Here is a 19,282-nt window from a genome sequence, read left to right on the forward strand (position 1 = left end):
GCCGGACCCGAGCTGGCCGTCTCCGACGTCGACCGGTTCGTCGCCGACGGGTTCGTGCACCTGCCCGGCGCGTTCCCCGCCGACGTCACTGCCACCTCCCTCGACCTGCTGTGGACCGCCACCGGCTGCGACCGGGACGACCCGGCGACGCGGGCCGGCACGTCGAGGCGAGCTACGGCGGTCCTGGCGACGTCCACCTGGTGCATCTGTTCGTCGTGCACGCCACGCGGGCCACCGCGGCACCAGGCCACGGTTCATGGCCCAGCCACCGCTGGACCCGACGGGCTCAGAGCTTCCCGGTGCGACCGAAGCCGTCGGGGATGATGAGGTCGTCGCGGCTGAGCTCGTGGATCGACGACTTGCCCAGGCCGAGCAGCGCCGAGTCGATCCCCTGCCGCAGCAGCTGCAGCACGTTGGTGACCCCGGCCTCGCCGTTGGCAGCCAGGCCCCACAGGTAGGCGCGCCCGATCAGCACGGCCCGCGCGCCCAGTGCCAGCGCCTTCACGACGTCGCTGCCGCGGCGGACGCCGCCGTCCATCAGTACCTCGACCTGGTCGCCCACCGCGTCGACGACGGCGGGCAGCAGCCGGATCGCGCCCGGCGTCCCGTCGAGGTTGTTGCCGCCGTGGTTCGACACCGAGATCGCGGTGGCGCCCGCGTCGACGGCGCGGCGCGCGTCGTCGGGATGCGTGATGCCCTTGATCGCGAACGGGCCGCCCCACTTCTCGCGCAGCCAGGCGATGTCCTCCCACGTCGGCAGCGGGGTGCCCATCCACTCGCCGTAGGCGCCGAAGAACGTGGGCGCCTCCTCGTCGCCGAGGGCGAGGTTCGGGGTGGTGAGGTCGGGCAGCTTGCCCTGCTTGAGCCAGCCGGCGAGGTACCGCGGCCGGACGACGGCCTCGGGCGCGAAGCGCACCATCGCCTTGAGGTCGAGCTTCTCCGGGATCATGGGGCTGCCCCAGTCGCGGCCGTTGGAGAACGACCAGTCCAGGGTCATGATCAGGCCCTTTGCCCCGGCGGCCCGGGCGCGCTCGGCGCGCGCCAGGATCCGTTCCCGGCTGCCGACCCAGTACATCTGGAAGAACAGCTTGTCGTTGGCCGCGGCGACGTCCTCCACCGCCCGGCTCGCGAACGACGACAGTCCCATCGCCGTGCCCATGCCCGCCGCGGCCCGCGCGACTGCGACCTCACCCTCGGGGTCGACCGCCTGCACACCGGTCGGCGAGATGACGACCGGGAACGCGATGTCCTGGCCCATCACCGACGTCGACTGGTCGCGCTCCTGCGGCAGGTCCGCGATGCGGGGGCGGAAGCCCAGCTCCGCGAAGGCGTCGACGTTGTCCTCGGTGGTGATCCCGCGTTCGCTGCCCGCGACCAGGGCCATGTAGACCGACTTGGGCAGCCGCTTGCGCGCCCGCCGCTGTGCCTCGGCGACCGTCTCGAACCACTCGCTCGTGCTCGCCATCCCCGCTCCCTTGCCAGGCTGTCCGTCCCGGCAGCCTAGCGTTTCGGCACCGGGTGCCGAAAGTCGCGGTCGTGGGGCGACCCGGTCGGACGGGGCGACCCCCTCCGACCGGACGGGCCCACCGGTGCCGCATCCCCGGAGGCAGGAACGGCACTCTCCCGCCACTGGCCTGCGGGAAAGTCACCGGCCTGCGGGAACGTCACCGGGCTGCGGGAAAGTGCCGTTCCTGCACATCGGGGGTACAGCGCGAGCAGCTCGGGCCGATCGGGCCCGGCCCTGCTCAGCCGTCGGTGTCGTCCTCGCCACCCGCGCGGTGCCGCCCCTCCTGCAGGCCCCGCTGGTAGCTGCTCAGCCGGCTGCGGACGCGGTCGGGCACCCGCTCGACGCGGGCACCGACCCCGACACCGCCCTCGGTGGACTCGACCCGCGGCGGCGGCACCATCTGGCGGCCGGGACGGCGCTGCGGCAGGCCGCTCGCCGTCGTCTGCTGGTCCTCCTGCTCGACCGCGAGCTGGGCGGCGGCGTTCCAGCCCCCGTCGTCACCCCAGTCCGCCGCCGACGACGCGCGGTGCGCGCCGGCGTCGTCCTCCGTCCGGAACCAGGCCGACGCCATCTCCGCGTAGATCGGGGACGCGCCGTCGGTGGTGGACAGCGAGCGTGGGTCGAGCGGACCGAACAGCGCGGCGTCTCCCTCGGTCGGGGTCGCGACCGCGGCGCTGGCGGCGGCGAACAACGGGGTCTCCTCGATCCGGATGAGGGGCGCCGCGCCGCCGGGCGCGTCGTCGGACACCGCGCCCGGGCGAGCGCCGAACGGCTCGTAGGCGGCGAGCGCCCGGGTCTCGGACTCGGGGAACCGTTGTCCCACATCGACCGCCGTGGTCGGCGACTCCGGGAACGCACGGCTGCGCGACTCCGCGTACCTCGCCTCGTCGAACCCCGTCCCGCCGAACCCGGCCCCGCCGGACGCGGCCTCGTCGCCCGCCTCGTCGACACCGAACCGCGCCGGGGGCGCGATCGACGCGAACGACCCGGAGACCGGCGCGGGGGCGGCGTAGGCACCACTGCCGAAGGAGTCGACACCGAAGCCACCGGTGGTGGGATCGGGGCGCTCGCCGGGCGTGACGAGCACGTGCGGCGGGCACTGGACGGCGGCGACGAGCGCCAGCCCGGGGGCGGGCGGATGGTCCGGGTCGACCCGGACGCCGACGCGCAGACCGGCCCGGCGCGCCAGCCTCGCGGCGGCGAACAGCCCGACCCGGTCGGCCGCGATCATGCCCTCGGGGGCGGGGTCGTCGAGGCGGTACTGCAGCTCGTCGGCTTCCTCACCGCGCAGCGCGACGCCCGCGACGAGGACCTCGACGGCCAGTCCCCCGTCGTGGGTCCAGTGGCTGGAGAGGTCGATCCGGGCACCGGGCGCGGTGGTGGCGCCGGTGTGCGCGAGCAGCTCGGACAGCACGGCGCCCAGGCCGTCGGCCGGGGCGGGGGCCACGAGCGCCGCGGCGGGCGGGGAGACGACGACGCGAGGCGCGTCCTCGACCCCGGACAGCACCTCGTCGACGAGCTCGGCGAGCGGCACGGGACCGCCTGCGCGGCGGATCGGCTCGGCACCGGCGAGGGTGAGGACGGTGTCGCTGTCGCGGCGGGTGCGCCGGGCGACGGCGGCGAGCTCCGCGAGGTCGGCGAGCGGGCCGGGCCGGTTCTCGTTGGCGCGCAGACGTTCGGCGAGTGCGGCCTGGCGCGCGGCCTGGGCCCGCAACCGGCGGATCACGCCGAGCAGCACCCCGTCGACCGCGGCGCCGGGAGGGATGACGGGCACGGGCGCCGACGCGGGTTCCCCAGCCGCGGCCCAGCCACCCGACGACGACGGCCCCGACGGCGGGTACGGGTACCCGGTCGGCGGCGTCGGACGGTGCGCCGGGCCGGCGTGGGTGTCGGCGAACGAGCCGGCCTCTCCGTACGTCCTGACCTGTGGGAACGGATCCGACCGGGCGCCACCGTCGTGGAGGTCGCCGTCGTGGAGGTCGCCGTCCTGGAAGTCGCCGTTGCGGGAGTCGACCGGGCCGAACGGCGCGTCGAGCGGACCCGACGGCGGGCCGGCCCGGTCGTCGTCACGGTCGGCCTGCCGGTTCGGCCAGGCGGCGGACGCGCGGTCCTGGCCGGACCTGCCGGCCACGCCCCCCCAGAGATCGGTCGAACCGCCGAGCGGCTCACCCTGCCCCGAGTCTCGCACCTCGCGATCCCTCCGAACGGCTTGCGATCGCCGCCCCGCCCCGATACACGTGGGAACCGGGACGGCTGGTGCCGACGGGGGAGCTGCGATCCGGCGTCGTGAAGGGTGAAGGCTACCCCGCCACGCAATCGGTGACGGGGCGGTGACGCCGAATCGGCGATCCGCGCGGCGACACGCCGACAGAGGACTTGCCAACGGCACGCCGGGAAGATCCGCGAACCGCAGGCCCCCGCGGGTACGACCGGTCGGCGACGAGAACGACCTCCTCGACGCCGCCGGCACCCACCGCCACCGGCACCCCCTGGCACCGGCACCCCCTGGCACCGGCGCCCACCGGATCCACCGTCTCACCGATGAGTCGCGGCACCCGCAGGCGTTCCACTGGTGTTCGCCCGCCCCACGAGGAGGAGCCATGACCACCCCGACCACCGGCCTCGCCGCCATGCACTCCCGGATGGCCGCACACGTCGCCGACGGTGTGGCGCCCGGCCTCGTCACCGCGGTCGCCCGCGGCGGGGACGTCGACGTCGACGCCATCGGGCGCAGCGCGTTCGACGGCGAGCCCGACAGCCGCCCGATGGGCCCCGACACGCTGTTCCGGATCACGTCGATGACGAAACCGGTCGTGGCGGTGGCGACGCTGCTGCTCGTCGAGGACGGCACCCTGCGCCTCGACGAGCCCGTCGACGACCTGCTCCCCGAGCTCGCCGACCGCCGCGTCCTCACCGACCCGGCAGGCCCGCTCGACGACACCGTCCCGGCAGGCCGGGCCATCACCGTGGAGGACCTGCTCAGCTACCGGGCCGGGTTCGGCTTCGACCTCGACGTCGGCTTCCCCGCGAGCCCGTACTACGCCGCCGCCGCGGAGCTGGGCCTCGCGATCGGCCCGCCCGTCCCCGGCTCGCCGCACTCCCCCGACGAGTGGCTGCGCGGGCTCGGCACGTTGCCGCTGCTCGCGCAGCCGGGCGCGCGCTGGCTCTACGACACCTGCGCCGACGTCCTCGGCGTGCTCGTCGCCCGGGCCGCCGGCGCCCCGCTCCCCGACGTGCTGGACCACCACGTCCTCCGTCCGCTCGGCATGGTCGACACCGCGTTCCACGTCGCCGGACCCGACGCAGGGCGGCTCGCCGCGTGCTACGCCGACGACGCCTCCGGAGGCGCGGCGCGGTTCGACGACGGCGGGCAGTGGACCCGCCCGCCCGCGTTCCCGGCCGGTAGCTGCGGGCTGCTGTCGACGGCAGGTGACTACGTCCGGTTCGCGACGGCACTCGCCGCGGGCGACCTGCTGTCCCCGACGACCGTCGCCCGGATGACCACCGACCGGCTCACCGGAGCGCAGCACGGGTCGATGCTGCTCGGGGACCGCGGCTGGGGCCTCGGCGTCGCCGTCGACCCGGCGGGCCGCTACGGCTGGGACGGCGGTTTCGGCACCACCTGGTTCACCGACCCGGCCACCGGCGGCGTCGCGGTGCTGCTGACCCAGCGGATGTTCTGCGAGCCGCTGATGCGGCTGATGGGCGAGTTCCGCGACGACGCGACGGCCCTGTTCGGGCGGTGACGGCTACTCGAAGAGGGAGGTGTCGCCCGCCCCCTCGCGCACGATCTCGGGTTCGGGCCCGGAGAAGTCGATGACGGTCGTCGGCTCGGTGCCGCAGTCCCCGGAGTCGACGACGGCGTCGACCTGGTGGTCGAGGCGTTCCTTGATCTCCCAGCCCTGCGTCAGCGGCTCCGGCTCGTCGGGCAGCAGCAGCGACGAGCTCAGCAGCGGCTCGCCCAGCTCGTCGAGCAGCGCGCGGACGACGGTGTGGTCAGGGATGCGGACGCCCACCGTCTTCTTCTTGGCCTGCAGCAGCCGCCGCGGCACCTCGCGGGTGGCGGGCAGGATGAACGTGTAGCTGCCCGGCGTCGCCGCCTTCAGCGTCCGGAACAGGCTGTTCGACACGGTGACGAAGTGCCCGAGCTGCGCGAAGTCGCGGCAGACCAGCGTGAAGTGGTGCCTGTCGTCGAGCCGGCGGATCTCGCGGATGCGGGCGAGCCCCTCGGCGTTGCCCAGCCTGCAGCCCAGTGCGAACAGCGAGTCCGTGGGGTAGGCGATCAGCCCGTCCTCGCGGACGAGGTCGACGATCTGCCCGATCGCACGTCGCTGGGGGTCGACGGGGTGGACGTCGAAGTACCGTGCCATGGCACTGGAGCCTATGCCCGCACGGTCCCGACAGTCCTGTTCGGTCACGACGTGCGAGACTCGCGCGGTGCCGGCGGGGGCGTGGTTGCGGGAGCTCCGCACGGAGGTGCGGACCACGCTGACCGGGGTCGACCCGGGCCTGGGCCGGCTGCGGATGGCCGCGACGGCGACGGCCGCGATGGTGCTCGCGGCGGGGATCATGGCCGGGGTCCGCGCGCTGACCGGCCAGCCGGTCACGGTGCTGCTGTTCGCGGCGGTCGTCGCGATGATCGCCGGCCTCTCGGTCACCGAGCCCGAGCTGCCCGCCCGGCGGCTGACGACGGCGCTGATGCTGCTGCCGGCGGCCGCGGCCATCACCGCCGGGACGCTCCTCGCGCCGATGCGGGTGCTCGCCGACGTCGTGTTCGTGCTGGTCATGGCGGGCGCGGTGTGGGTGCGACGGTTCGGGCCGCGCGGGTTCGCGCTGGGCATGGCCGCGTTCATGCCGTACTTCTTCACCCAGTTCCTGCAGGCGAGTGTCGCGGAGCTGCCGTGGCTGCTGCTGGCCGCGGCCGTCGGGATCGGGTCGACGTTGCTGCTGCGTTGCTGGCTGCTCGCCGAGAAGCCCGAGCGTGTCCTGGACCGGCTCGTGCGGGCGTTCCGGGCGCGGGTGCACGCCGTGGTCGAGGCGGTCGCCGACGTGCTCGCCGGCGGGCCGGGGACGACCGAGTCCGACCTGGCGGCCGTGCGCCGGGCCCGGGTGCGGCTCAACGACACGGCGCTGCAGGTCGTCGACCAGCTCGAACACCTCGACCGTGACTCCCCCGCGCCGGGCGGGCTGTCGTTGCGCGTGGTCGACATCGAGCTGGCCACCGAGCGGCTCGCGATCGCGACGCGGCGGCTGCTCGCCGAGGTCCCGCCGCCGGACCGGCTCGTGCTGCGGGCCCTCGCCGCCGGGGTGCGCGGGCTGAGCCGGGCGACCGCGACCCCGACCCCGGCCGACCGGGTCCCGGCGCTGCTCGACGGTGCCCGGCACAGCGTCGACACCCTGTGGGCGGACACCGCCGGGACGTCCGAGCGGGCGCAGCGGGTCGCGTTCGCGATCACCCGGCTCACCGACGCGCTGGGCCAGGCCCGCGACGCCGCCGTCCCCGAGGAGCCGCCGGCGGCGGAGGACGAGCCCGCCGCGGAGGAGGACGACAGCGGCCCCGGTGGTCTCGAGCTGACGACGCGCCAGGCCGTGCAGGTCCTCGTCGCCACCAGCCTGGCGATCGTCGGCGGCGAGCTGATCTCGCCGTCGCGCTGGTACTGGGCGGTCATCGCGGCGTTCGTCGTGTTCGCGGGCACCGCGAGCCGCGGCGACGTGCTCAACCGCGGGTCGCAACGTGTCGTCGGCACCATCGGTGGTGTCATCGCCGGGATGGGACTCGCCGCGCTGGTCGGCGACCAGCGGCTCGTCGCGATCGTCCTGCTGTTCGCGTGCGTGTTCCTGGCGCTCTACCTCGTCCGGATCTCGCAGGCGCTGATGGCCTTCTGGATCACGACGGTCCTGGCCCTGCTCTACGGGCTGATCGGCCAGTTCTCGGCCGGGACGTTGCTCGTGCGGATCGAGGAGACGGCGGTCGGCGCGGCGATGGGCATGATCGCGGGCTACCTGGTGCTGCCCAAACGCACCCGGGAGGCGTTCGGCGAGGCCCTCGACGCGGCCGTGGATGCCTCCGACACCGCGCTCGCCGCCGCCGTGGACCGGCTGACCGGACACGAGCCGTCGACGACACCGGTGCAGCTGGCCCGCGACCTCGACGAGTCGCTCGCGACGTTGCGGCTGCGGGTCAAGCCGCTGGGCAACCCGTTGCCGCGCAGGCGGGGCCGGTCCGGCTACGAACGTGCGCTGCGGGTGCTGACGGCCGTCGACCACTACGCCCGTGACCTCGCGCGGACGTCCGACTCCGTCGTCGACCCGGACTGGGAGCCGACGCTGCGCCCGGCGGCCGACCGGGTCCGGGCCAACCTCGACGGTCTGCGCGACCATCTGATCGCGGGCATCCCGCACTCGCGCGCCGACGACTCGCGCGTCGTGGGCGTCGACGTCGTGGGCGTCGACACCGTCGAACCGCCCGCCGTGATCGCCTCGGCCGAGGACCTGGTCGACGCCGCCGAGGCCCACGCCGCCCGCTGCCCCGACCACCGTCGCCGCGTCGAGCTGCTCGCGGCGGTCCGCTACCTGCGCCGGATCGACCAGGCCGTCGTGGGCCTCGCCGTCGACCTCGGCGCTGCCCCCGACCCCGCCGACACCCCGCACCCCACGGCCCCCTGACCGGGTCCTCCCCCGGCCCGCCGAGCCTGCCTCCTGCCTCCTGCCTCCGATCCGGGCGCAACCACACGGCTCCCGGACCGGCCGGGGCATCCGTGAGGTTGCGCGCGATCCGGGGCCGGCGCGCAGGACCCTCGGCCGCGGCTTGCGGCCAGGATCCGGCCACAACGTCTGGCAGGGTCGTCGTCATGGACCCGACGGCCCGCATCCTGCGTCTGCTCTCGCTGCTGCAGACCTACCGGCACTGGTCGGGCGACGAGCTGTCGGGACGCCTGGAGGTCAGCCCGCGGACGCTGCGTCGCGACGTCGAGCGGCTGCGCGACCTGGGTTACCCCGTCGAGACCTCGCGCGGCACCTACGGCGGCTACCAGCTCGCGGCCGGCACGCAGATCCCGCCACTGCTGCTCGACGACGAGGAGGCCGTCGCGATCGCCGTCGGGCTGCGGACCGCGGCGAACGGGGCCGTCTCGGGCATCGAGGAGACGTCGGTACGGGCGCTGGCCAAGCTGCAGCAGGTGCTGCCCACGCGGCTGCGCCGCCGGGTCGAGGCGCTGGCCGTGGCCACGGAGACGGTGCCCGGCTACACCGAGTCGGTCGACCCCGACGTCCTGATGACGATCGCGCAGGCCTGCCGCGGGTCGGAGCAGCTGCGGTTCCACTACACGGCCAACGACGGGTCGGAGACCTCACGGCTGGTCGAGCCGCACCGGCTGGTGTCGCGGCACCGGCGCTGGTACTTCGTGGCCTGGGACGTCGACCGCGGCGCCTGGCGGACGTTCCGCGCCGACCGGGTCGCCCGCCCGTTCGCCAACGGGGTGCGGGTGCCGCCGCGGGAGCTGCCGGCCGAGGACGCGGCGAGCTTCGTCGACACGGCGCTGCGGTCGCGCCCGCAGCCGTTCACCGCCGTGCTGCGGCTGCGCGGGACGGCCGAGGAGCTGCGCGGACGCGTCCCGCACTGGATGGGCGAGCCCGTCGCCGACGGTACCGACAGCTGCCTGCTGCGCACGGGCGCCGACAACCTGGAGTGGCTCGCGATCAGCCTCGCGATGCTCGACGCCGAGGCAGAGCTGCTGGAGGGGACCCCGGAGCTCGTGGCCGCGCTGACCCGGTTGCGGACCCGCGCGGAGCGTCTCACCGTCCATTGACAAGACTGGGTGTCCCCGCGCGTCGTCGGCCGGCTCCGCCCCGACGCGTCGTCCGAGATCGCCTGGGCCATCTGGTCGACCTGGCCGAGCAGGTGCAGCGCGACGTCGCGGCGCTCGACCGCACCGGGCTCGACGGCACCGCGACGGGCCTGCCGTCGGTCGGGGTGAGTGGCGAGACCCGCGTCGCGCCGGACCGTCGGCAGGCCTTCCTGGCCGATCTCGGGACCACGCCGCAGGAGCTGTTCACCCGCTACGGCGGCCCCGAGGGCGACGCCTTCCGGCTGACGGTGGCCTGCTATCCGTTCACGAACGCCGAGGGAGCCGACCATGCCCGGCCCGACCATCCCGCCCGCTGACGACGTTCTCGTCACCCGCGTCCGCATCGCGGCACCGCCCGCCCGGGTGCACCGCGCCCTGACCGACGCCGGTGAGCTCACCGCGTGGATCGCCGAGCACGCCGAGGTCGCCCTGCCCGGCACGTGGCAGTTCTGGGGCCGCGACGTCCCCGAGGGCGACGTGCCGCGGCAGACCCCGGAGCGCGTCGAGGACGACCTCCTCCGGTTCACGTGGCGGCTCGAGGACACCGACACGACCGCGGAGTTCGCGCTCGACCCGCACGACGGCGACCGGTCGACCCTGCTCACGTTGTCGCAGACGCACTTCCGGGCTGGGAGGCCGCCGTCGGCGGCACCGGCGCGGTCGCGGTGCTGCACACGTGGTGGGCACTGGCCGTCGCGAACCTGATCGAGCCGAGGGTCGGCGGGCGCTGGGCGATGGGCGGGCTGGACGACAACCCGGACCCGGCGACCATCACCGCGTTCGAGCCTGGTCGCGCCGTCACGATCGACATGGGCGGCATGGTCGCGGCGTGGACGTTGACGGGATCGGCGGGCCGCACCCGGCTGACGCTCGTGCAGAGCGTCGGCGAGACTGTCCCCACCGGGCCCGGACCTGCCACGATGATCGAGTGAGTGGATCGTCGACGCCGGCATCGCGGCCGGGGACCTGCCCGTGCGGCCTTCCGGAGCCCTACGACGACTGCTGCGGACGCTTCCACGCCGGCGACGCGACGGCATCGACCGCGGAGCTGCTGATGCGCTCGCGCTACGCCGCGTTCGCGGTCGGCGACGTCGACTACCTGCGCCGGACGTGGCATCCGCGGACCCGGCCGCGGCGGCTCACCCTCGAACCCGACCAGGTGTGGACGCGACTGGAGGTCCACTCGCGCAGCGGCGGCGTCCTGTTCAACACCCACGGCATCGTCGAGTTCAGCGCGCACTACACCCACGGCGGCCGGCCCGGGGTCCTGCACGAGCACAGCCGTTTCGTCCGCGAGGACGGCGTGTGGCTGTACTTCGACGGGACCGAGGACTGATGACGGGCGGCACGAGGGTGGCCGTCGTGACCGGCGGCGGTGCCAGGTCCGCGAGCGCGGCACGCACGAGCAGCCCGTCGCGGCGGGCGGCACGCGGAGCTGTACGAGCTGCAGGCGGCGGCGTACCGGTAGAGCGCGTCACACGCCCCGCCGGACGGCAAACATGGGATGTTAGGTTCTGGTGCGTGTCACAGACGGCGGGACTCACCGCGATCCGGACGGGGCGGGCCTGCGACGCCGTGATCGCCCAGCTGGAGGACCTCATCACGAGCGGCGTGTGGCCGCTCGGCTCACGCATTCCTCCGGAGCCCGAGCTGACCGCCGCGCTCGGCGTCGGCCGCAACACCGTCCGCGAGGCCGTCCGGGCCCTCGAGCACGCCGGCATGCTCGCGCCCAGGCGGGGCGACGGCACCTACGTCCGCGCCACCAGTGCCCTCGGTGCCGCCGTGTACCGCCGGGCCCGCCAGACCGACCTGCTGCACGTCCTCGACGTCCGCGCCGGCCTCGAACGCGCCGCCGCCGAGGGCGCCGCCCGCAACCGCACCGACGCCGACGCCGCCGCCGTCACCCTCGCCGTCCGGGCCCGCCGCGCCGCGTGCGACACCGGCGACGCCGACGCGTTCGTCGCGGCCGACCTCACGTTCCACCGCGCCGTGGTCGCCGCGACCGGCAACCCCGTTCTCGCCGACCTCTACGACGGGCTCACCGAAGCCGTCGAGCGGACCGTCGCCGAGATCTCCCGCCTCGACGACGACCACTCCGCCTTTCGTGGCCACGAGGAGCTCGCCGCCGCGATCGCTGCGGGCGACCCCGTCGCCGCGGTCGCCGCCGCCGACACCTACCTCGACGCCGCCCGCACGATCGTCGAGCGGCAGCCGTGACCGCCATGGGCACCGGTGCCACGTCGGACACCGGCCGATCCCCGTCCGGTCGGCGCCCCGGCCTCGGCGTCGCGTGGTGGACCACCGGCGCGATCGTGCTGGTCGCGCTCAACCTGCGTGCCCCCGTCGTCGGCGTCGGCCCCCTGCTCAACGAGATCCGCGCCGACCAGGGCCTCTCGGCCACCGCGGCCGGCATCCTCACCGCGCTGCCCGTGCTGTGCTTCGGGCTGCTCGCGCCCATCGCGCCGCGGTTGGCCCGGCGGATCGGCATCGAACGCGCCCTGCTCGCTGTGCTGGTCCTGCTCACCGCAGGCGGTGTCGTCCGCGTGGTCCCCACCGTGTGGACGCTCTACCTCGGCACCGTGCTGATCGGCATGGCCATCGCGTCGGGCAACGTGCTGCTGCCCGCCCTCATCAAGCGCGACTACGCCCACCGCACCGGCTTCATGACGGCCGTCTACTCCGCGGCGATCTCGTTCAGCGGTGCCCTCGGTGCCGCGGTCACCGTCCCGCTGGCCGAGGCCGCCGGACTCGGCTGGCGCCTCGCGCTGGGCGCGTGGGCGCTGTGGGCGCTGCTGGGCATCCTGTGCTGGCTCCCGCAGCTGCGCCGGGTCGGCCGGCCCACCGGTCCCGGAACGAGGATCCGCGGAGTGGCCCGGCAGGCGCTCGCCTGGCAGGTCACCGTCTACATGGGACTGCAATCGCTGGGCTTCTACTCGGCGTCGTCGTGGTTCGCCACGATCTTCATCGACCGCGGCTGGTCGGCCACCGCGGCCGGCGCGCTCGTGTCCGTCGTGAGCGTCACCGGCCTCGTCGGCAGCATCAGCGCGCCGCTGCTCGGGGCCCGCTCCCGGGACCAGCGATGGCTGTCGCTGGTCATCACGCTCATGGGCGTGGTGGGTCTCGGGATGGTGCTGGTGCCGGGGCTCGAGATCGTCGCGTGCATCGTCGCCGGCATCAGCTTCGGCGCGGCACTCGGCCTGGCCCTGATCTACATGGGCATCCGCAGCCCCGACGCCGCCCACGCCGCGCAGCTCTCCGGCATGGCCCAGTGCATCGGCTACGCCCTCGCCGCGGCAGGGCCGTTCGCCGTCGGTGCCCTGCACGACCTCACCGACAGCTGGACCGTGCCGCTCGTCGTCCTCCTCATCCTCTACGTCCCGCAGGGCGTGGCCGGCTGGCTCGCCGGGCGTGACCGGGAGCTGCGCCGCGGCGACCTCGCCCCCGCCGCCTGACGGCGGCGCCGGCCACCCGGCATGCCGCGTCACCCGACCGTTCGGCGACGGCGAAACGCGGGTCCGGCCACCCCCCGGGTTCGCCGGCCGTGCCGGTACCTTTCACCCCTGCGACGGGCCCGGTGCGGCGGCCCGCCGGGCGCGGCGATCTTCGGAGTTCCCCTGATGTCAGACGAGCAGTCCCACGAGCACGAGCGCAGCGAGATCACCTACGCCGAGCACTACCATCCGGCCCGCCCGCGCAGCCTGCGCCATCGCGCCCGCGTCAAGGCCCCGGTCCCCCGGCGGTCGGTCACCCAGGACGGCGAGCCGACCGGCACCAACCCGGCGTACGTGTCATGGCTGCTCTCGCAGTCGATGCTGTCCGACGCCAACGAGATCTCGCGGCAGTTCTCCGGCTCGGGGACGATGTGGCAGAACCCGTTCGCCAACCCCGGGCCGCGGCAGGCCGTCGAGACGGCGTCGGTGTGGTTCACCGCTTACCCGCTGTCGTTCATCACCCGGCCCGACGAGTCGTTCCTCGCCGCACTGGCCGACGAGAACCTGTGGAAGGCGTTCTCCGACATCGGGATCGAGGGCGTCCACACCGGGCCGGTGAAGCGCGCGGGCGGCATCCGCGGCTGGCACCCGACGCCGAGCGTCGACGGCCACTTCGACCGGATGAGCACCGAGATCGACCCTGCCTTCGGCACCGAGGCCGAGTTCCGGGCCATGTGCGGGATGGCGACCTGGCACGGCGGCACGATCATCGACGACATCGTCCCCGGCCACACCGGCAAGGGCGCCGACTTCCGGCTCGCCGAGATGAAGTACGGCGACTACCCCGGCATCTACCACATGGTGGAGATCGAGCCCGAGGACTGGAACCTGCTCCCCGACGCGCCCGCGGGCCGCGACTCGGCCAACCTCGACGCCGCCACGGAGGAGCAGCTGGAGAAGGCCGGATACATCATCGGCCGCCTGCAGCGCGTCATCTTCTACGCCGAGGGTGTCAAGGAGACCAACTGGAGTGCCACCGCACCGGTCGTCGGTGTCGACGGCATCGAGCGGCGCTGGGTGTACCTGCACTACTTCAAGGACGGGCAGCCGTCGATCAACTGGCTCGACCCGTCGTTCGCCGGGATGCGCCTGGTCATCGGCGACGCGCTGCACTCGCTGGCCGACCTCGGCTCCGGCGCGCTGCGCCTGGACGCCAACGGGTTCCTGGGTGTCGAGAAGTCGACGGAGGGGCTGCCGGCCTGGTCGGAGGGCCATCCGCTGTCACAGGCGGCCAACCACCTCATCGGCAGCATGGTCCGCAAGCTCGGCGGGTTCACCTTCCAGGAGCTGAACCTCACGATCGACGACATCAAGCAGACCGCCGAGGCGGGCGCCGACCTGTCCTACGACTTCGTCAACCGGCCCGCCTACCACCACGCGCTGGCCACCGGGGACAGCGAGTTCCTGCGGCTGACGCTGCGCACGTCGCTGCAGCTGGGCGTCGACCCCGCCGGGCTGGTGCACGCCCTGCAGAACCACGACGAGCTCACCTACGAGCTACTGCACTGGTCGACGGGGCACCGCGAGGACCTCTACCCGTTCCGCGGCGCCGACACCACGGGTGGCGACATCGCCGAGGCCGTCCGCGCCGACCTCGTCGCCGCGCTCACCGGACCCGACAGCCCCTACAACCTGATCTTCACGACGAACGGCATCGCCTGCACCACGACGTCGGCGATCGCGGCGATCCTGGGCGTGCCCGAGCTCGACCACATCGACGACGCCGTGCGCGCCCGCATCGTGCGCGCGCACCTGCTGCTGGTGATGTTCAACGCGCTGCAGCCCGGCGTCTTCGCGCTCTCGGGCTGGGACCTGGGCGGCATCCTGACGCTGCCCCCGTCGCAGGTCTCGACGCTGCTCGACCACGGCGACACCCGCTGGATCAACCGTGGCGCGCACGACCTCATGGGCGCCGACCCGGCCGCGACGCGCAGCACCGCCGGCATGCCGCGCGGGCGCAGCCTCTACGGCACGCTACCCGACCAGCTGGCCGACGAGACCAGCTTCGCCCGCCAGCTGCAGGCCATCCTCGCGGTGCGCAACCGCTACGCCATCGCCACCAGCGAGCAGGTCGACGTCCCCGACGTCTCGCACCGCGGCACGCTCGTGCTGGTGCACCGGCTCGCCGAGGAGGGCACGCTGCACGTCGGCGTGCTGAACTTCGCCAACGAGGACGTGACGGCGACCGTCCGGTCCGAGCAGCTCGTGCCCGGCTCCGTCGTCACCGACATGTTCACCGACCGGGAGGTCGGCGTCGTCGACGACCTGCTCGGCTTCACGATCGACCTCGAGCCGCACCAGGGCCACTCGCTGCTGGTCACGGCCCCGCCCACCCCCGCACAGGAGCCGTGATGGACATCGCGGTGATCAACCGCCGCGTCATCGAGCAGTTCCGCGCGGGCGGCGAGATCGAGGGCATGCACCGCGAGGCGCTGCTCCTGCTCACCACGACCGGGCGCCGCTCGGGGCGCCGCCACACATCGCCGATGATGTTCCACCGCGACGGCGACCGGCTGCTGGTGATCGCGTCGAACATGGGCGCGCCGTACGACCCGGACTGGTACGCGAACGTCGCCGCCGATCCGGACGTGACCGTCGAGGTCGGCGACGACACCTACGACGCCCACGCGGCCCCGCTGACCGGCGACGACCGCGCCCGCACCTGGGCGATGCTCAAGGAGACCTACCCGTTCTTCGCCGACCACGAGGCGACGACGACGCGCGAGATCCCGGTCGTCGGCCTGACCCGCCGCTGACGCCGATCGGCCGTGAGTGGCAATGGTCGCTGTGGCGACCATTGCCACTCACGAGGTTCGCTGAGGCACCCGGGAGACCGTCCCCGGCGGTCGTCGGATCAGAACGCCGGCGCGTCCGAGAGCGCGCGCTCGGCAGCCTCGGTGACCGCCGCGGCGTGCACGACGGCGGCGATCCGCACCGCGTCCAGCACGACCTCACGGTCGGTGCCGTGCTCGCGCAGCGCCCGCCCGTGCGACTCCACGCAGACCTCGCAGCCGGCGATCGACGCAGCGGCGAGCGACCAGAACTCGAAGTCCCCCTTGTCGACGCCGTGCGTCGCGATGACCTGCATCCGCAGCTTCGCGGGCATCGTCTCGTAGGTCTCGTCGCCGAGCATGTGCCGGCCGCGGTAGTACACCGTCGTCATCGCCATGATCGACGCCGCCGACTTCGCTGCGGTGAACGCCTTCTCGTCGAGGTGGGTGCGGGCGTCCTCGGCGAGCTCACGCAGCACGACCTCGTTGCGCGAGGCGATCGCGCAGGCCAGGACCGCGCCCCACAGCCGCTGCGCCGGCAGCGTCGAGTTGCCGATCACCGATCCGAGGTTGAGCCGGATGTCCTTGGCGTGGTCGGGCAGCGCGGCGCGCAGCGCGTCCAGCGACATCTCAGACCCCGGCCAGCAGCGTGTCGGCGTCGAGGGTGCGCTCGCCCTTGTTCCAGTTGCAGGGGCACAGCTCGTCGGTCTGCAGCGCGTCGAGGACCCGCAGGACCTCGTCGACGTTGCGGCCCACCGAGCCCGCGGTGACCATCGAGAACTGGATCTCGCCGGTCGGGTCGACCAGGTAGGTCGCGCGCTGGGCCACGCCCTCGGGGGTGAGGACGCCGAGCGCCGACGACAGCGTGCGGCCGGTGTCGGCCAGCATCGGGTACGGCAGGTCGGTCAGGTCCGGGTGGTCACGGCGCCACGCGTGGTGGACGAACTCGTTGTCGACCGAGAACCCGAGGACCTGCGCGTCGCGGTCGGCGAACTCGGCGTTCAGCCTGCCGAACGCCGCGATCTCGGTGGGGCACACGAAGGTGAAGTCCTTCGGCCAGGAGAACACGACCAGCCAGCGGCCCGGGTAGGACGCCTGGGTGATCGTGGAGAACGCGGTGTCGGGGTCGAGCGACACACACGCGGTGAGCGAGAACTCGGGGAACTGGTCTCCGACGGTGAGCACGAGCAGACTTCTCCTTGGAACGATGATCGAGAGACGTTCGCCGGGCGCGCATCGCGCGGCCACGGGCGAGAACGGGTACCGGCCCCAGACGGGCGGGCCCCCGGGTCGTCGACGTCGTCGGTGTCGTCGTCGACCCTCGTGATCGACTCTAAACGCGTGATCCCCGCCATTCGGCGCCGGGTGTCCCCCGATACCCGTCAGATGCGCTGTGTCCGCGTGACCGCCACCAGCTCGCTGGTGTGGCTGCCGGCGATGCCGACGTCCGGTGGGCGCGGGACGAATCCGGGCAGCCCCGAGAGGCCGTCGCTGCCGTCGAGGACCGACAGGTCCAGCCTGCCCTGCGCCGTCAGCTCCAGCCGTAGCTCCAGGCCCTCGGGCGGTGGGGCGTGGAAGATCAGGTCGAGACGGCCGTCGCGCACGTCGACCGGCGCCCCCGCGACGGTGGCCGCGCGCACCGTGGGCCCGTCGCCGGCCTCGAGAGCGAGCAGCCGCACCGGCCGCTGCGGCACGATCCGCACCGTCACCGTGCGGCCCGCCCCGGTGGCGACGTCGGAGACGACGTCCACCCGCGCGGCCGGCAACGCAGCCGCCGGGGCCGGACCCGCCCAGAAGAACCCCGACATGCCGAGCAGCTCCGGCACCAGTTGCCGACGGTCCACGTAGCCCGCAGTCCACGCGCCCGGCTGGTCCTCCTCGGTGACCCAGCGGGCCTGCCCGGTGTCGGCATCGAGGGAGTACATCAGCTGCGCCGGAACGGGATCCGCCGCGGTGAACCGGTCGGCCGCCAGACCTGCCGCACCCAGCGCGACCGCCGCGACCAGCGCCACCGGCCCCTGCCACGACGCGTGCCCGCCGAGCAGCGGGTCGAGCAGCGGCAGCAGCACCGGGGTGAGCAGGACCAGCACGAACGCCGGCACCGCGGCCACCGGCAGGCCGAGCGCCGGGAAGAACAGCACAGCCGTCGGCACCAGGACGACGATCCCGACGACGGCCGCGACCGTCGCCGCCGCGACACCGACGCCCGTACGCCCCACCGCGACCGCCACCAGCGCGCACACCGCACCCACCAGCGCCGGCACCGCCGCCAGATAGGAGCCGCCCGGCGCGAGGGAGGCCAGCACGATGCCCAGCGCGGCGAGCCACGCCAGCCCGCCCACGCCCAGCGCGACCGCCCCGATCACCTTGCGCAGCAACGCGAACCAGGTCAGCACGACCGCCGCTACGAGCACCACGAGCGCCCACCGGTACCAGGTCGGGTTCCAGACGTCGCGGACGCCGGCGTAGTCGGGCCGGATCACCACCAGCAGCCACCAGCCGCCCTGCGCGAGCAGCGGCGCCCCCACCAGCGGCACCACAGCCGCCAGCAGCCCGCCCAGCATCCTCGGCACGCTCGCCGCCCGCCGCCACCGCGCGACCACGGCCAGCGCCAGCACCGTCACCGCGGCCAGCACCGCCAGCGGCCACACCGCCGACTCCGGGTAGTGCACCAGCATGTCGAGCACCGGGAAGTACGTCGCGTCCTGCGCGGCAGGCATCGCGGTGACGTCCTGGTCGCCGAAGGCCCTGGCCAGCGCCACCGCGGAGTCCAGGTGCGCCTGCAGGCTGCCCCTGTCCATCCGCGCCGGGACGTCCTCGGGCGAGTGGTAGGCCGCCGCGCCGTCGATGTAGGCCGAGTTGAGCCCGGTGAACCGGCCCGCGTCGCGGAAGGGGCTGAAGTCGGTGTCGTTGGGCAGGATCCGGTAGACCTCGACGGCGAAGCTCGTCGCCACCGGGTGCGGCGCCGCGGCGGCGTAGACGTCGATCAGGTTCGCGTTTCCCCGCGTCGTCTCGAACATGATCACCGGGCCGCCGGTCCCCCGGGCCTCGACGTTGAGCACCACCCCGCCCTGGGCCGCGAGCGGATCCGAGGCCACGAACGCCTGCGCCCCACACAGGCACGCCTCCTCGGCGTCGGTGAACAGCAGCACGACGTCGTTGCGCAGCGGCGCCGCCCGCAGCACCCGCGCCGACTCCAGCAGCGTGGACACGCCGGCGCCGTCGTCGTTGGCGCCCGGCCCGACCTGAACGGAGTCGTAGTGCGCCACCAGGAACACCCGGCCCCGCTCCGCCTCCGGCGCCGTCCCCGGGATCGTCGCGACGACGTTGCGCACCCGCGCCGCCTGCTCACCGTTGACACCGACGGTGTCCTGCACCCGCGTCTGCACCCCGAACCCGCGCAGGGTGTCGAGGATGTAGGTCCGCACCTCGTCGTTGGCCGCCGACCCCGCGACGTGGGTGCGCGCCCCGATCCGCTCGACGTGCGCGAACGCCGCCGCGGCCGACGGCTCGTCGGCGGGAACGTCGGTGCGCGGCGAAGGTGGCATGACCGACAGCACGGCCACCACCGTGACCACGGCAATGATCAGCCACGCGGCCGCGACGGCGAGCAGACGGGGCGGCGGGGTGATCGTCGGCGACCGCACGCCCGCAGTCTGCCCCACC

The 19,282-nt window shown here is 74.1% G+C and carries 17 protein-coding genes; 11 read left to right on the forward strand and 6 right to left on the reverse strand.

Annotated elements, in window-relative coordinates:
- Nucleotides 1-286: 286 nt before the first annotated feature.
- Nucleotides 287-1,465, reverse strand: a complete 1,179-nt coding sequence (mftD, locus tag TOK_RS01915; protein WP_098956027.1) for a pre-mycofactocin synthase MftD — start codon at nucleotides 1,463-1,465, stop codon at nucleotides 287-289.
- A 280-nt stretch (nucleotides 1,466-1,745) separates the two neighbouring features.
- Nucleotides 1,746-3,638: a hypothetical protein gene (locus tag TOK_RS01920; protein ID WP_098956028.1), complete on the reverse strand. Its 1,893-nt coding sequence runs from the start codon at nucleotides 3,636-3,638 to the stop codon at nucleotides 1,746-1,748.
- Nucleotides 3,639-4,107: 469 nt separating this feature from the next.
- Here TOK_RS01920 and TOK_RS01925 point away from each other — a divergent pair, with 469 nt between their 5' ends.
- Nucleotides 4,108-5,253, forward strand: a complete 1,146-nt coding sequence (locus TOK_RS01925; RefSeq protein ID WP_216361818.1) for a serine hydrolase — start codon at nucleotides 4,108-4,110, stop codon at nucleotides 5,251-5,253.
- Nucleotides 5,254-5,256: 3 nt separating this feature from the next.
- On the opposite strand, the gene TOK_RS01930 is transcribed toward TOK_RS01925, so the two are convergent.
- On the reverse strand, nucleotides 5,257-5,877 hold the full coding sequence (locus TOK_RS01930) for an L-threonylcarbamoyladenylate synthase (protein ID WP_098956029.1): 621 nt from the start codon (nucleotides 5,875-5,877) through the stop codon (nucleotides 5,257-5,259).
- 67 nt (nucleotides 5,878-5,944) lie between these two features.
- Between TOK_RS01930 and TOK_RS01935 the strand changes: the two genes are divergently transcribed.
- The 10 genes from TOK_RS01935 to TOK_RS01980 all read left to right on the forward strand — a co-directional run bounded on the left by TOK_RS01935 (nucleotide 5,945) and on the right by TOK_RS01980 (nucleotide 15,601).
- Complete coding sequence (locus tag TOK_RS01935) at nucleotides 5,945-8,173, forward strand: FUSC family protein (protein WP_172457354.1); 2,229 nt, start codon at nucleotides 5,945-5,947, stop codon at nucleotides 8,171-8,173.
- A 185-nt stretch (nucleotides 8,174-8,358) separates the two neighbouring features.
- Nucleotides 8,359-9,315, forward strand: a complete 957-nt coding sequence (locus TOK_RS01940; protein ID WP_098956031.1) for a YafY family protein — start codon at nucleotides 8,359-8,361, stop codon at nucleotides 9,313-9,315.
- A 92-nt stretch (nucleotides 9,316-9,407) separates the two neighbouring features.
- On the forward strand, nucleotides 9,408-9,671 hold the full coding sequence (locus TOK_RS01945) for a hypothetical protein (RefSeq protein WP_216361819.1): 264 nt from the start codon (nucleotides 9,408-9,410) through the stop codon (nucleotides 9,669-9,671).
- On the forward strand, nucleotides 9,643-10,059 hold the full coding sequence (locus tag TOK_RS01950; protein ID WP_098956032.1) for an SRPBCC domain-containing protein: 417 nt from the start codon (nucleotides 9,643-9,645) through the stop codon (nucleotides 10,057-10,059). Before TOK_RS01945 ends, TOK_RS01950 begins: the two co-directional genes overlap by 29 nt.
- Nucleotides 10,020-10,286 (forward strand): hypothetical protein, encoded by a 267-nt coding sequence (locus TOK_RS01955; protein WP_098956033.1) that lies wholly within the window; start codon nucleotides 10,020-10,022, stop codon nucleotides 10,284-10,286. The genes TOK_RS01950 and TOK_RS01955 overlap by 40 nt, the downstream gene beginning before the upstream one ends.
- Nucleotides 10,283-10,690 (forward strand): YchJ family protein, encoded by a 408-nt coding sequence (locus TOK_RS01960; RefSeq protein ID WP_098956034.1) that lies wholly within the window; start codon nucleotides 10,283-10,285, stop codon nucleotides 10,688-10,690. The genes TOK_RS01955 and TOK_RS01960 overlap by 4 nt, the downstream gene beginning before the upstream one ends.
- A 185-nt stretch (nucleotides 10,691-10,875) precedes the next feature.
- The gene (locus tag TOK_RS01965; protein WP_216361820.1) at nucleotides 10,876-11,571 is read left to right on the forward strand and encodes a FadR/GntR family transcriptional regulator; all 696 of its coding nucleotides are present in this window, start codon (nucleotides 10,876-10,878) and stop codon (nucleotides 11,569-11,571) included.
- A 5-nt stretch (nucleotides 11,572-11,576) separates the two neighbouring features.
- Nucleotides 11,577-12,806: an MFS transporter gene (locus tag TOK_RS01970; protein WP_098956250.1), complete on the forward strand. Its 1,230-nt coding sequence runs from the start codon at nucleotides 11,577-11,579 to the stop codon at nucleotides 12,804-12,806.
- 165 nt (nucleotides 12,807-12,971) lie between these two features.
- A complete protein-coding gene (gene treS, locus TOK_RS01975) occupies nucleotides 12,972-15,197 on the forward strand; it encodes a maltose alpha-D-glucosyltransferase (RefSeq protein ID WP_098956036.1) in 2,226 nt (741 codons plus the stop codon).
- The gene (locus TOK_RS01980; protein WP_098956037.1) at nucleotides 15,197-15,601 is read left to right on the forward strand and encodes a nitroreductase/quinone reductase family protein; all 405 of its coding nucleotides are present in this window, start codon (nucleotides 15,197-15,199) and stop codon (nucleotides 15,599-15,601) included. Before treS ends, TOK_RS01980 begins: the two co-directional genes overlap by 1 nt.
- Before the next feature lie 98 nt (nucleotides 15,602-15,699).
- On the opposite strand, the gene TOK_RS01985 is transcribed toward TOK_RS01980, so the two are convergent.
- From TOK_RS01985 to TOK_RS01995, 3 genes are all read right to left on the reverse strand, one after another.
- The gene (locus TOK_RS01985; protein WP_098956038.1) at nucleotides 15,700-16,245 is read right to left on the reverse strand and encodes a carboxymuconolactone decarboxylase family protein; all 546 of its coding nucleotides are present in this window, start codon (nucleotides 16,243-16,245) and stop codon (nucleotides 15,700-15,702) included.
- 1 nt (nucleotide 16,246) lies between these two features.
- On the reverse strand, nucleotides 16,247-16,801 hold the full coding sequence (locus tag TOK_RS01990) for a peroxiredoxin (protein ID WP_098956039.1): 555 nt from the start codon (nucleotides 16,799-16,801) through the stop codon (nucleotides 16,247-16,249).
- Nucleotides 16,802-16,998: 197 nt separating this feature from the next.
- Nucleotides 16,999-19,263 carry a M20/M25/M40 family metallo-hydrolase gene (locus TOK_RS01995; RefSeq protein WP_253258129.1) on the reverse strand — a complete coding sequence of 755 codons (2,265 nt, stop codon included), beginning with the start codon at nucleotides 19,261-19,263 and terminating at the stop codon, nucleotides 16,999-17,001.
- Between the last annotated feature and the right edge of the window lie 19 nt (nucleotides 19,264-19,282).

It is taken from the genome of Pseudonocardia sp. N23 (assembly GCF_002583555.1).
In the GTDB taxonomy this organism is placed as follows: domain Bacteria; phylum Actinomycetota; class Actinomycetes; order Mycobacteriales; family Pseudonocardiaceae; genus Pseudonocardia.

Bases quoted from the DNA above. Each gene is read 5' to 3' on its own strand.
- mftD (WP_098956027.1), bottom strand. From the start codon at position 1,465: ATGGCGAGCACGAGCGAGTGGTTCGAGACGGTCGCCGAGGCACAGCGG.
- TOK_RS01925 (WP_216361818.1), top strand. From the start codon at position 4,108: ATGACCACCCCGACCACCGGCCTCGCCGCCATGCACTCCCGGATGGCC.
- TOK_RS01930 (WP_098956029.1), bottom strand. From the start codon at position 5,877: ATGGCACGGTACTTCGACGTCCACCCCGTCGACCCCCAGCGACGTGCG.
- TOK_RS01940 (WP_098956031.1), top strand. From the start codon at position 8,359: ATGGACCCGACGGCCCGCATCCTGCGTCTGCTCTCGCTGCTGCAGACC.
- TOK_RS01950 (WP_098956032.1), top strand. From the start codon at position 9,643: ATGCCCGGCCCGACCATCCCGCCCGCTGACGACGTTCTCGTCACCCGC.
- TOK_RS01970 (WP_098956250.1), top strand. From the start codon at position 11,577: ATGGGCACCGGTGCCACGTCGGACACCGGCCGATCCCCGTCCGGTCGG.
- treS (WP_098956036.1), top strand. From the start codon at position 12,972: ATGTCAGACGAGCAGTCCCACGAGCACGAGCGCAGCGAGATCACCTAC.
- TOK_RS01980 (WP_098956037.1), top strand. From the start codon at position 15,197: ATGGACATCGCGGTGATCAACCGCCGCGTCATCGAGCAGTTCCGCGCG.
- TOK_RS01985 (WP_098956038.1), bottom strand. From the start codon at position 16,245: ATGTCGCTGGACGCGCTGCGCGCCGCGCTGCCCGACCACGCCAAGGAC.